The 11,373-nt window shown below is 70.8% G+C and carries 11 protein-coding genes; 5 read left to right on the forward strand and 6 right to left on the reverse strand.

Annotated elements, in window-relative coordinates; all coding sequences use genetic code 11:
• Positions 1–11: 11 nt before the first annotated feature.
• The 3 genes from ABD989_RS09890 to ABD989_RS09900 are packed head-to-tail and all read right to left on the reverse strand — an operon-like array spanning position 12 to position 4,023.
• Entirely contained in the window at positions 12–788 is a 777-nt protein-coding gene (locus ABD989_RS09890) for a polyprenol monophosphomannose synthase (protein WP_345313350.1), read from the reverse strand.
• Complete coding sequence (gene lnt, locus ABD989_RS09895; RefSeq protein WP_345313351.1) at positions 785–2,389, reverse strand: apolipoprotein N-acyltransferase; 1,605 nt, start codon at positions 2,387–2,389, stop codon at positions 785–787. The genes ABD989_RS09890 and lnt overlap by 4 nt, the downstream gene beginning before the upstream one ends.
• On the reverse strand, positions 2,386–4,023 hold the full coding sequence (locus ABD989_RS09900) for an amidohydrolase (RefSeq protein WP_345313352.1): 1,638 nt from the start codon (positions 4,021–4,023) through the stop codon (positions 2,386–2,388). The genes lnt and ABD989_RS09900 overlap by 4 nt, the downstream gene beginning before the upstream one ends.
• Positions 4,024–4,171: 148 nt before the next feature.
• Here ABD989_RS09900 and ABD989_RS09905 point away from each other — a divergent pair, with 148 nt between their 5' ends.
• The 3 genes from ABD989_RS09905 to ABD989_RS09915 all read left to right on the forward strand — a co-directional run bounded on the left by ABD989_RS09905 (position 4,172) and on the right by ABD989_RS09915 (position 7,421).
• A complete protein-coding gene (locus ABD989_RS09905) occupies positions 4,172–4,732 on the forward strand; it encodes an FxsA family protein (RefSeq protein WP_345313353.1) in 561 nt (186 codons plus the stop codon).
• Positions 4,733–4,997: 265 nt separating this feature from the next.
• A complete protein-coding gene (locus ABD989_RS09910; protein ID WP_345313354.1) occupies positions 4,998–6,377 on the forward strand; it encodes an HNH endonuclease signature motif containing protein in 1,380 nt (459 codons plus the stop codon).
• Positions 6,378–6,596: 219 nt separating this feature from the next.
• Complete coding sequence (locus ABD989_RS09915) at positions 6,597–7,421, forward strand: hypothetical protein (RefSeq protein ID WP_345313355.1); 825 nt, start codon at positions 6,597–6,599, stop codon at positions 7,419–7,421.
• 1 nt (position 7,422) lies between these two features.
• On the opposite strand, the gene dprE2 is transcribed toward ABD989_RS09915, so the two are convergent.
• Positions 7,423–8,172, reverse strand: coding sequence for a decaprenylphospho-beta-D-erythro-pentofuranosid-2-ulose 2-reductase (dprE2, locus tag ABD989_RS09920; protein WP_345313356.1), 750 nt, complete (start codon positions 8,170–8,172; stop codon positions 7,423–7,425).
• 56 nt (positions 8,173–8,228) lie between these two features.
• On the opposite strand from dprE2, the gene ABD989_RS09925 reads away from it, so the two are divergent.
• The gene (locus ABD989_RS09925; protein WP_345313357.1) at positions 8,229–8,630 is read left to right on the forward strand and encodes a pyridoxamine 5'-phosphate oxidase family protein; all 402 of its coding nucleotides are present in this window, start codon (positions 8,229–8,231) and stop codon (positions 8,628–8,630) included.
• A gap of 16 nt (positions 8,631–8,646) precedes the next feature.
• Here ABD989_RS09925 and ABD989_RS09930 read toward each other — a convergent pair whose 3' ends face one another.
• Positions 8,647–9,777 carry a M24 family metallopeptidase gene (locus tag ABD989_RS09930; protein ID WP_345313358.1) on the reverse strand — a complete coding sequence of 377 codons (1,131 nt, stop codon included), beginning with the start codon at positions 9,775–9,777 and terminating at the stop codon, positions 8,647–8,649.
• A gap of 50 nt (positions 9,778–9,827) precedes the next feature.
• On the opposite strand from ABD989_RS09930, the gene ABD989_RS09935 reads away from it, so the two are divergent.
• Entirely contained in the window at positions 9,828–10,763 is a 936-nt protein-coding gene (locus ABD989_RS09935; protein ID WP_345313359.1) for a 5'-3' exonuclease, read from the forward strand.
• Positions 10,764–10,794: 31 nt separating this feature from the next.
• Here ABD989_RS09935 and ABD989_RS09940 read toward each other — a convergent pair whose 3' ends face one another.
• On the reverse strand, positions 10,795–11,271 hold the full coding sequence (locus tag ABD989_RS09940) for a DUF4333 domain-containing protein (RefSeq protein WP_345313360.1): 477 nt from the start codon (positions 11,269–11,271) through the stop codon (positions 10,795–10,797).
• Positions 11,272–11,373: the final 102 nt, after the last annotated feature.

Genomic DNA, 11,373 nt, shown 5'->3' on the forward strand with positions numbered 1-11,373 from the left:
GTTGTGTCGGTTCAGGAGCGGAAGCGCGCGGTGCGGCCCTGCCAGCCCCAGCGGGCCACGTTCAGGAACGACTCGAGGATCACGCCGCCGTCCATCTTGGACTCGCCGATCTCGCGTTCGGTAAAGGTGATCGGCACCTCGCGCACGGTGAAGCCGTGCTGGAGGGTGCGCCAGGCCAGGTCGATCTGGAAGCAGTAACCCGCCGAATCGACCTCGTCGAGTCCGATGGCCCGCAGCACGGGCGCGCGGTAGGCGCGGTAGCCGGCCGTGATGTCCTTGATCGACGATCCCAGCGCCATGCGGGCGTAGGTGTTGGCGCCCTTGGAGAGCACCTCGCGACGCTTGGGCCAGTTCACCAGTTCGCCGCCGGGCACATAGCGCGAGCCGATCACCAGGTCGGCGCCCTCGTTGATGCCGGCCAGCAGGCGGTGCAGCTGCTCGGGTGCGTGGCTGCCGTCGGCATCCATCTCGATGATGACCGGGTAGTCCCGCTCCAGGCCCCACGCGAAACCGGCCAGGTACGCCTTGCCCAGGCCGTCCTTCACGGTGCGGTGCATCACGTGGATGCGGCCTGCCTCGTCGGCCGCGGCCAAGCCCTCGGCGATCTGGCCGGTGCCGTCCGGGCTGGAGTCGTCGACCACCAGGACGTGGATGTCGCTGAGGGCGTTCAGGAGTCGCTCGACGATGCGCGGCAGATTGTCCCGCTCGTTGAAGGTGGGGATCACCACCAGACCGCCGGCGCCCTGCGGCCCGACGACCTCGTCGCGTCCGTGCTGACTGCCCGTCATGGTGTCCCCTCGTCTTCTACTACTGCATCGTTCGCGTGCGCGGCCGACCTCCGGCCGAACGCATCGAACCTAGTCGCTCGGACCAGCGCGTACAAAAAACCGCACACCGCGCACAGCACCACCAGCCATTGCAGCCAGGGCCCCAGCCACACGGCCAGGGTCTGTCCGGAGCGTAGCGGCAGGTCCGCTTCGAGCAACGCCGGGGTGAAGATCTCGCTGTGCGTCAGCACGTCGCCGTTCGGTGCGATCAGAGCGCTGACACCGCTGGTGGCCGCCACGGCCACCGACCGACCGGTCTCCACGGCACGCACCTGCGACATGGCCAGCTGCTGGTAGGTCATGTCGGTGTCGCCGAAGGTCGCGTTGTTGGTGGGTACGAACAGCAGCTGGGCGCCGTCGTTCACGGCCTGCCGCGGAGAGCGGTCGAAGGCCACCTCCCAGCAGGTGGAGACGCCGAGCATCACGGTGCTACCGCCGGTGTGCACCGGTACCGCCGCACTGCCGGTGCCGGGACGGAAATCGCCCGCTCGGTCGGCATACGACGAGAACATCGCGAAGAAGTCCCGCCACGGCAGGTACTCGCCGAACGGCTGGATGATGTGTTTGTCGTAGCGGGCCGACGGCTCCGGCTCGGCCAGCCCGTCCTCGGTCTCCCAGACCAGCACCGTGTTGGTGGGCCGACCGTCCGGACCGAACAGCAGGGTGCCGAACACGATCGGCACGCCGGTCACGCTGACGGCGCTCTGAATCAGGCGCGCCGCGTCCGGGTTGTCCAGCGGGGAGATGTCCGAGGCGTTCTCCGGCCACAGGATCAGGTCGGGCTTCGCGCGCCGCCCGGCCGCCACGTCCTCGGCCAGACGCAGGGTCTCCCGGTAGTGGTTGTCGAGCACCGCGCGACGCTGCGCGTTGAAGTCCAGCCCCAGGCGCGGCACATTGCCCTGGACGGCCACCACGCGCACGGTCTCGCCGCCTTCGGGCGACGGCGCCGTCGCCACCGCGAGACCGGCGACCGCCAGCGGGGCCAGCAGGCAGGCCGCGGCCAGTCCCGCGGTCACCGTGTGCCGGCCGCGGTCGGCGAACGCGATGACCAGCGCTGCCACCCCGGCACCGACCAGGGCGAGGACGAAGGAGAGTCCGGGCACACCGAACCAGCGGGCCACCGGCAGGAAGAATCCGTCGGTCTGGCTGAATGCCGCTGCACCCCACGGGAATCCACCGAACGGGAAGGACGACCGCAACCATTCGACGGCCACCCAGCAGGCGGCGAACCAGAGCGGCGCGGCGGGCAGCCGCATGGTCACGGTCGCCATCGCGCCGAACAGGGCGAGGTACAGCGCCATCACCACCGACAGCGCCAACCACGGCAGTGCGCCGACGAACTCGCCGACCCACGGCAGCAGCGGAACGAAGAAGGCCAGCCCGAACACCCCGCCGACGAGGGCGCCGATCGCCGCGCGCGGGCGACGGACCGCCAGGCACGCGTACAGCAGTCCCAGCGCCACCGGCGTCAGCAGCCACAGCCCCGACGGCGGAAACGCCAGATAGAGCAGTCCGCCGCCGACCGCCGCGGCGACCAGCCGCAGCAGGGTTTCCCGGGTCAACGCTCGTCTCGGGAGTAGATCACTTCGCCGGCGACGGCGGTCATCACGCACTGCGGCAGACGGGTGCCGGGGGCCACATCGGGCAGCGCGGGCACCCGCGAGCGCGGATCGGTGGACCAGCGCTGCACACCCGCGTTCGAGGCGGCCACCACCAGCTCGTCGATCTCCCACACCGCATAGTGCGCGGGCGCACCCGGCACCAGGGTTCCGGTGACCCCGTCGTTCACACCGCCGGCCCGCCAACCGCCGCGGGTGGCGGCCGCGAAGGCCGCGCGCGGAGAAATGGCGTTGGCCGGGTTGTGCGGGTGCGCGGCGGCGCGCACGGTGGACCACGGATCGATCGGGCAGACCGGCGCGTCGCTGGAGAAGGCCAGCGTCATACCGGCTTTCGCGAGCGCGGCGAAGTTGTTCAGCGCGGGGGCGCGATCCCCCAGTCGCTGGTCGTACAGCTGGCCGGGACCGCCCCAGGCGGCATCGAAGAGCGGCTGCATGCTGGCCACGGCGCCGCAACAGCCGAACAGTTCGGCCTGCTCCGCGGTCACCATCTCGGCGTGCTCCAGCCGGTGGACGCAGTCGGCCAGTGCCGGGGTGCCGAGTTCGTCGGCGATCTCGGCCATGGCCGTCGCCACCATCTGGGCGGCCCGGTCGCCGATCACGTGGAAACCGGCCTGAATGCCCGCCTCGGTGGTGGCGCGCAGATGGGCGCGGACCTCGTCGAGCTCCAAGTACGACACCCCGCTGGTGTCCGGGTCGTCGGTGTACGGCTCGGCCAGCAGTGCGGTGTGCGACCCGAGCGCACCGTCGATGAACAGGTCGCCGCCGATGGCGTGCGCGCCGGTCTCGGCGATCACCGCGCGCGCCTCGTCGGCCGTGGTCACCGCCTGACCCCAGTAGCGACGCACCAGCACGGGATGATCCAGGTCGGCGAGCGAACGGAAGTCGTCGATCCCGCTGATGTCCGGGCCGCCGTTCTCGTGCACCGCGACGATGCCGTGCGCGGCCGCATGATCGAGGGCCCGCAGCTGCGCCGCGCGCCGCGCCGCCGGGGTGATGAGGCTGCGCGCCACACCGCGCACCCGGTGGTGCGCCTCGGCGACCAGAGGAGCCTGCGGGTCGTAGCCGTTCTCGTCGGCCAGCCCGGGCACCAGCTCGCGCAGAGCGGAGGAGGCGGCGGCGGAGTGTTCGTCGATGCGCGCCAGGTACACCGCGCGCGGTCCCACCACGGCGTCGAGGTCGTCGGTACTGGGCGCTTCATCCTCGCCCGGCCCGGCGTCGACCCAAGCCGAGGCGTCCCAGCCCATCCCCCAGATCACGCCGTCGACCGACTCGTCGTCGGCGTGCGCGGCCAGGTAGGTGGCCAGTTCACGCAGGCATTCGGTGCGACTGCGCACCCCCGAGAGGTCGAGTCCGCCGAGCGCCAGTCCGGTGTCGGTGAGGTGCACATGCGAGTCGACGAAGCCGGGGCTCACGAACCGACCCTGCAGATCCACCACCTCCGCATCCGGGTGCAGGGCGCGGCCGACGTCGTCGCTGCCCACCCACACGACGATGCCGTCGGTGATGGCCAGCGCGGTCGCGTCGGGAACCGCGGGAGAGGAATAGACGATGCCGCCGAGCAGGAGCTGCGTAGTCACCCGGCCATTGTCGCAGAACCGGCGAGGTGGGCCGCCTCACCCGTCGGTGAGAAACATTTCTCGACCGATCGGGAGCAAAATCGCGCTCTCGTACGTTGAGGCAGTAAGAAGCCACGACACGCGCTCTTCGGCGCGGGAAGGTCGGAATATGAAGCCCTGGATTTTCCTCGGGTACCTGGCGGTCGAGATCGCCGCCTTCTGGGCGATGGTGCACTTCCTCGGCTGGGGCTGGGCCATCATCATCACGGTCGCCGCCTCGGCGATCGGCGTCGCCGTCCTCGGACGACGCTTCCGCGAGATCTTCACCGCCGCGCGCACCTCGCGCGCCGAACAGACCACCCCCGGCGGTGCACTCACCGATTCGGCGCTGTTCGCCGGCGCCGCCGTCCTGACGATCATTCCCGGCGTGGTCTCCACGCTGCTCGGGCTGATCCTGCTCGCCGGACCGGTACGACGCCGCCTGCGTCCGGTGGTCACCGCCGCCGCCACGCGACGCGCCAACCTGTTCGCCGAGCGCGTGACGCTCATCGGCATGACGCCACAGGGCGCCGCGCCGGGCGCCCGCGGTTTCGGCGGAGGCGGCTATGTGGACGGCGTGGTGGTCGACGAAGGCCGCGCGGAAGGCGTCGTGGTCGACACGACCATCCGCAACCCCGATGGCACCATCTACGTCGACGTCCCCCCGCTCCCCCCGGCATCGCCGCGCTGATCCCTGCTCCCCGAGCTTGCCGAAGGGTCCCACCCACTCCGTCGAGGAGTCCGGGTGGGGCCCTTTTTGCTGGTAGACGACCTGCAGAAGTTTCTTGAAAATACTTTGCTCGAACTGTTGTGCTATCTAGATATGAGGCGTAACGTGGAGTTAGACGATGCGGATACCTCTGCCCGTCTGCCGAATCGAGTGACTGTGTGACCGACCGTCGGGCAGTTCGACCGGTTCAACCGCTGTTTCGCTTCTCCCACCGGAGGTGTCCCCTGTGGACGCAGCAGGCCTGACCGAACTCGCCGACTTCATGGTTGACGATGTCACCGACAACGACGACTCCGTCGACAATCTCGCGCGCTTCCTGGCGCGCGTTCGCGCGGTGGACGACGACCGGGAACTCCTCGCGGTAACCGCCGCCCTGCTGCGACTGCGCAACGTGGTCGACTACTCCCTCGCGGCCGCCTGTGCGGCCATCGAGCGGAGCGGACTGCCGGCTCGGAAGCACGTGCGGTCCGCCGCGGCGATCGTCACCGAACTCGGTGCGGCTCCGGCGGTCGCGCATCGCGCGGTTCGGATCGGATGGGCCATCGCCGATGAAGGCCTGAGCGCGGTGACCCGCGGCATCCGCGACGGCGCGGTGTCGGCGGAGAAGGGCGACGCTGTCGTGACCGGCGTGGGGCACGTGGAAGGCCGCGTCGTGGATCTCTCCGACGAGGCCCGTGCACGGGTGGTGCATTCGCTGATGGTGCAGACCACACCGGCGCGCGTGAAGGAGAAGGCCCGCGCGTGGGCGATCAAACTCGCCCCGGTCGAGACCGCGGACGGTCAGGTTCCTGTTGCCGAGCGCGACGACCTCAACGAGATGACGATGGATCGGACCGACGACGGTCGGGTGTCCGTGACCATCGACCTGGACACTCTGGCCGCGGAAGAACTGTTCTCGGCGCTCGACCCGCTGACGCGTCCGGTGCCGGAACCGGACGGCTCGCACGACAAGCGCTCGGCCAAACGCCGCCGCGCCGACGCGATGACCCAAGTGGTCCGCACTTACCTCGCGCACTCCGAACGCCCGGAATCGGGCGGAGTGCTGCCGCACGTCACGCTGTCGGTGCCGGCGGCAGTGGTGATGAACGGGCAAGTGCTCGATTCGGTTGCGGGCCAGACGATTTCGATTCCGTTCGCCGACAGCGACACCGCCGTGCCGTGGTTGGGATTCGGCGGACCGATCTCCGCGCGGACTGCCGAGCTGATCATGTGCGAGGCGTCGGTGGCGATCGCCCTGCTCGATGACAATGGCGTGCCTTTGAACGTGGGGCGCGAGAAGCGCCTGTTCACTCCGGGAATACGGAAGGCGCTCGTGTTGCGCGATCGCGGCTGCGCGTTCCCCGGCTGCGGCCTGCCGCCGTCGTGGTGCGACGGCCACCACGTCGACCACTGGGAGCACGGCGGCGAGACCTGCCTCGACAACGGCGTGCTGCTCTGCCGACGCCACCACATGCTGATTCACCAGAGCGGGTGGGAGGTGTTCATCGGGCACGACCGGCATCCGTGGTTCGTACCGCCGGCCGACCCCGACCACCCGAAGCGGTTCCGGGAGCCGATCCCGTCGAATGCCCGGCGCACGCTGACGTTGTTACCCGGCGCAGCCTGACGCTAAACCGGCGACGCCTGTTTCACGATCTGAAGTCCCAGCAGCCCCAAAGCGGCTGTCCACCAACAACTCTCGTCTCCAGCGGGACCTAGAACGTATCTGAATGCAGTGTCGGAGGCTCGACTTCCGGCGCGATGTGTTGTTTGAGAATTCCATAGTGAGGGCCGCGGGTGAACGCGGCGAGTTCGGTCACGCACGGTGCGCGCCTAGGCTGAAGGCATGAGTCGATCGGGTGATCATCTCGTGCACGTGAGTCTGCCGGGTGGGCGCATCCGCGCCGATCAACTCGCCGCGCTCGCCGCCGCGGCCGCCGAGTGGGGCGACGGCCACCTCGTGCACACCGGACGGGCCGGCCTGCACCTGCGCGGGGTCGCGGCCGAGCACCACGCTGCGCTCGAGGCCCGGCTCGCCGAGACCGGACTGCCCGACCCCACTGCTTCCACCGACATCCGGCAGGTGGTCGTCTCGCCGCTGTCCGGACGGATCGGCGGCACCGATGAGCTGTGGGCGATCGCCGACCGGCTCGGCGCGAGCCTGCGCTCAGCGGCCTGGACGCGGGAACTGCCCGAGGAGTTCTGGTTCGGACTCGACGACGGCCGCGGCGACGTGCTGGCCCACTCCCCCGACATCGCGGGCATACGGGCCGACGAGACGACCGCCGAACTCGTGGTCGGCGGACAGCGGACCGGGCGGGTCGTCGATCTGGCGGCGTTGGCCGCGGCCCTGCTCGACGCGGCCCGCGAGGGCGCTGCCGCCATGGACCGGGCCGGACCGCCGTCGCAGACGCCCCCGGCACCGCGGGTGGGCTGGTTCGACCAGGACGACGGCCGGGTGCTGCTCGGTGCGGTCACCGCGGACGGCCGGCTCACCGCGCGGCAGGCCGAGTTCGCGGCCGCGATCGGCGCGCCGCTCATCGTCACGGTCGACCGCGAACTGCTCATCGCCGATCTCACCGAAGGCGTCGCCGAGACCGTGGTGCGCGTCCTCGCGCCGCAGGGCTTCAGCTTCGACGCGAACTCACCGTGGGCCCGGCACCGGGACTAGCTCAGCGCGGGAGCCGCCGCCAGATCGCGCGGGGCAGCAGCCGCATGCCGAAGAAGACCGGCCGCAGCCGACCTGGGATCCACACTTCCCCGCGCCCCTTGCGGTAGGCCTTGACCACGGCGTCGGCCACCTGGTCGGCCGTCACCGACATCGGTGCGGGCGTGGTACCGGCGGCCATCAGTTCGCGGGTCATGTTGCCGATCACGAACCCTGGGCGCGCCAGCAGCAGGTGCACGCCGGAGCCGTGCAGGGCGTCGGCCAGGCCGCTCGCGAAGCCGTCCAAACCTGCCTTGGTGGAGCCGTACACGTAATTGGCCCGCCGCACCCGCACCCCGGCGACCGAGGAGAAGACGAGGATGGTGCCGCTGCCCTGCGCCCGAAAAGCGTTGGCCAGCAAGGTGATCACACTGATCTGCGCGTAGTAGTCGGTGTGCGCGATCTGCAGGGCGTGCGCCACATCGCTTTCCGCGCGGGCGGCATCGCCGAGGATGCCGAACGCCACCACCGCCGTCTCGATCGGCCCGTAGTCGTCGAACAGCGACGATACCAGGGCGCCGTGTGCGGCGACGTCGTCGGCGTCAAACCCGACGGTCACCACGTCGACGGCGCCGGCCGCGGTCAGCGCGGCCGTTTCGGCGGCCAAGTCGTCGGGCCGACGCGCGGCCAGCACCACCCGATTGCCCGCGGCCAGCCGCACCGCGGTGGCCACTCCGATCTCACTGCGTCCGCCGAAGACCACGATCGTTCCCATCGGTGCAGTATCCCACCGATGCCGGACTCGCCCCCGCAGGCCTCTACAGTCGGCGTATGGCGCGCTCCGTCGATGATCTCAGCCCACAGGCCCGCGAACTGCTCACCGAATACCACCTGGCATCCCTCGCGACCCTCCGCCCGGACGGCACCCCGCACGTGGTCGCGGTCGGTTTCACTTTCGACGAGGAGGCGGGCAAGGCCCGGGTCATCACGTTCGACGGCAGCCAGAAGGTCCGCAACGTCGAACGCGGCGGCCACGCCGCCCTGACCCACGTGGTCGGACCGCGCTGGCTCACCCTGGAGGGCCCGGCCCGGATCCGCCGCGAACCGGAGCAGGTCCGCGATGCCGAACGCCGCTACGGCGCCCGCTACCGCGAACCGTCGCCCAACCCGCAGCGCGTGGTGATCGAAGTGGACATCGCCCGCGCGATGGGCTCGGCCGACATGTTCGGCTGAACCCGGGCCGCACCGGTCAGAGGACGGTCAGCCCGTGCGGCTGCTTGTTGACCGGTTCGGGACCGTTCTCGGTGAGGATCACGATGTCCTCGATGCGCGCACCCCAGCGTCCGGGCAGGTAGACGCCCGGCTCCACCGAGAACACCATGCCCGGCCGCAACACCTCGGTGTTGCCGGCCACGATGTACGGCTCCTCGTGCACCGACAGGCCGATCCCGTGCCCGGTGCGATGGATGAAGTAGTCGGCCAGACCGGCCTGGGCCAACACCGACCGTCCGGCGGCGTCGACGCTCTCGGCCGTGGCCCCCGGAACGGCCGCCGCCACCGACGCGGCCTGCGCCCGTTCCAACGCGGCGTAGGCCTCGGCGATGTCCGGCGCCGGTTCACCGAAGCAGTAGGTGCGCGTGCAGTCGGAGTTGTAGCCGACGCCGACCGGTCCGCCGATGTCGATCACCACGATGTCCTCGGCCAGGATCAGGCGATTGGACTGCTCGTGGTGCGGGTCGGCGCCGTTGGGCCCGGACCCGACGATGACGAACGCCGCCTCGGTGTGCCCCTCGGCGAGGATCGCGGCGGTGATGTCGGCGGCCACCGCGGCCTCGGTGCGGCCGGGCCGCAGCCACTCGCCCATCCGGGCGTGCACGCGGTCGATCGCGGCGCCCGCGGTCCGCAGCTCCGCCAGCTCGGCGTCGTCCTTGATCATCCGCAGCTCACGCAGCACGGCCGTGGCCAACCGCACCGGCGGGCCGACGCGCTCGGCCAACGGGATCAGGTGCAGGGCGGGCAGCGCATCCGACACCGCCAGGCGCGCCTCCGGCCCCAGCCCGTCCAACGCCAGCGCGTACGGGTCTTCCCCGTCCACCCAGTCCCGGACGGCCAGCCCGAGCTCGGACACCGCGGAATCCCGCAGGGAGGCCAACTCCAGCCGCGCCGTCACCAGCGAGGGCGCACCGCTCGCCGGAACCACCAGCGCGGTGAGCCGCTCGAAGGTGTCCGCCTGCACGCCCGTCAGGTAGCGCAGGTCCGGACCGGTGCCGACGACGAGCGCGTCGAGCCCCGCCTCGCGGGTGAGCTCCGCCGCGCGCGCCAGCCGGGCGGCGTAGACGGAGGAATCGAAGCGGGCCGAGGACGAGGAATGGGCAGCCATGCCCGCCAGCCTAGCGACCGACGACACCCCCGATGTGGAACAGTGAGCGCATGGGAAAGGTGATGCTGCTCGACGGCGCCAGTCTCTGGTTCCGCTCCTTCTTCGCGCTGCCGGAGAAGATGACCGCGCCGGACGGGCGCCCGGTGAACGCCGTCCGCGGCTTCGGCGACACCATCGCCGCGCTGGTCACCACGCACGAACCCACCCGCCTGGTGGTGTGTCTGGACCGCAACTGGCGCCCCGCCTTCCGGACGGCGCTGATCCCCTCCTACAAGCAGCACCGTGTCGCCGAGGGCGGCGACGGGCTGGCCGAAGAGGTTCCGGAGACCCTGACCCCGCAGGTCGACATGATTCTCGAGCTCCTGCGCTGCCTCGGTCTGGAGACCGCGGCCGCCGACGACTGCGAAGCCGACGACGTGATCGGCACCCTCGCCTTCGATGAGGCCGTCGACGACGTCCTGGTGGTGACCGGGGACCGCGACCTGCTGCAGCTGGTCGACGACGCGCCCGTCGACGTGCGCGTCCTGTACGTGGGCCGCGGGCTGGCGAAGGCCGAGCTGATGGGCCCGGCCGAGGTGGCCGAGAAGTACGCGCTGCCCGTCGAACGGGCGGGGCTCGCCTACGCCGAGATGTCCATGATGCGCGGCGACCCGTCCGACGGGCTGCCCGGTGTCAAGGGCATCGGCGACAAGACCGCGGCCAAGCTGATCACCACCTACGGCACCCTCGACGAAGTGGAAGCCGTTGCGCGGCAAGAGAAGTCGCCGATCGCGCCGCGCATCGGCGCCGCGCTGGAGCAGGCCGCCGACTACCTGCAGGCCGCCCGGACCGTGGTGGCCGTGCGCACCGACGCACCGATCGAGTTCAGCCGCGGCAGCGATGTGCTGCCCACGACTCCCGACGACGCGGCCGGCCTGGACGCCCTCGTCGCCGAACTGGGTATCGACGCCACCGTCGGACGTCTGCGCACCGCCCTCGGTTGGTGAATCTCGGCTGGTGACTACCCCGGCCGTCTGACTATTCCGACGGCTCGGAAACCTCGTAGGTGCCGTCGTCGTCGGTCACCGTGACCGTCACGCGCATGTTCTTGTCGCCGACCTTCACCTGGCAGGTGAACGTCTCGCCGGTCGTGGCCTTCATGCCCGACGGGCAGCTCACGTCGGACACCTTGTCGAGGCCGTAGCCCTGCGCCGCGTCCTTGTTGGTGAGGACGTTCTGCACGCCGTCCTGCACCGCGGTCTGCGACAGCGTCTTGTCGACCCAACCCGGCCACACGAACGCCGACAGCGCCACCGCACCGGCGAGCACCACCAGGGCTGCGGCCAGCGTGAGCCAGAGGCCCCGGCGCCCGCCGGAACCCGAGGAATCCGGAGACTCCGAGGAGTACGAGTAGTCCGACTGCTCACCCCGCGGCTCCGGCGGCGGAGCGTAGGCCTGCTGCGGGGGCAACGCCTGCGTGGGTCGCGGCTGGGCGACGGTCGGCTGCGGACGCATCCCCTGCGGCACCGGTCCCTGTGGGGGCAGCCCCTGCGGGGGCGGCCCCTGCGGGGGCGGCCCCTGCGGTCGCCGACCCTGGGGCGGCATTCCCTGTGGCGG

Source organism: Gordonia alkaliphila (genome assembly GCF_039542465.1).
GTDB lineage: Bacteria > Actinomycetota > Actinomycetes > Mycobacteriales > Mycobacteriaceae > Gordonia > Gordonia alkaliphila.

Excerpts from the sequence above, each read along its gene's own strand:
- ABD989_RS09940 (WP_345313360.1), bottom strand. The coding sequence starts at position 11,271 with ATGCGTCCGCAGCCGACCGTCGCCCAGCCGCGACCCACGCAGGCGTTG.
- dprE2 (WP_345313356.1), bottom strand. The coding sequence starts at position 8,172 with ATGGGAACGATCGTGGTCTTCGGCGGACGCAGTGAGATCGGAGTGGCC.
- ABD989_RS09935 (WP_345313359.1), top strand. The coding sequence starts at position 9,828 with ATGGGAAAGGTGATGCTGCTCGACGGCGCCAGTCTCTGGTTCCGCTCC.
- ABD989_RS09930 (WP_345313358.1), bottom strand. The coding sequence starts at position 9,777 with ATGGCTGCCCATTCCTCGTCCTCGGCCCGCTTCGATTCCTCCGTCTAC.
- ABD989_RS09905 (WP_345313353.1), top strand. The coding sequence starts at position 4,172 with ATGAAGCCCTGGATTTTCCTCGGGTACCTGGCGGTCGAGATCGCCGCC.
- ABD989_RS09925 (WP_345313357.1), top strand. The coding sequence starts at position 8,229 with ATGGCGCGCTCCGTCGATGATCTCAGCCCACAGGCCCGCGAACTGCTC.
- ABD989_RS09915 (WP_345313355.1), top strand. The coding sequence starts at position 6,597 with ATGAGTCGATCGGGTGATCATCTCGTGCACGTGAGTCTGCCGGGTGGG.
- ABD989_RS09890 (WP_345313350.1), bottom strand. The coding sequence starts at position 788 with ATGACGGGCAGTCAGCACGGACGCGACGAGGTCGTCGGGCCGCAGGGC.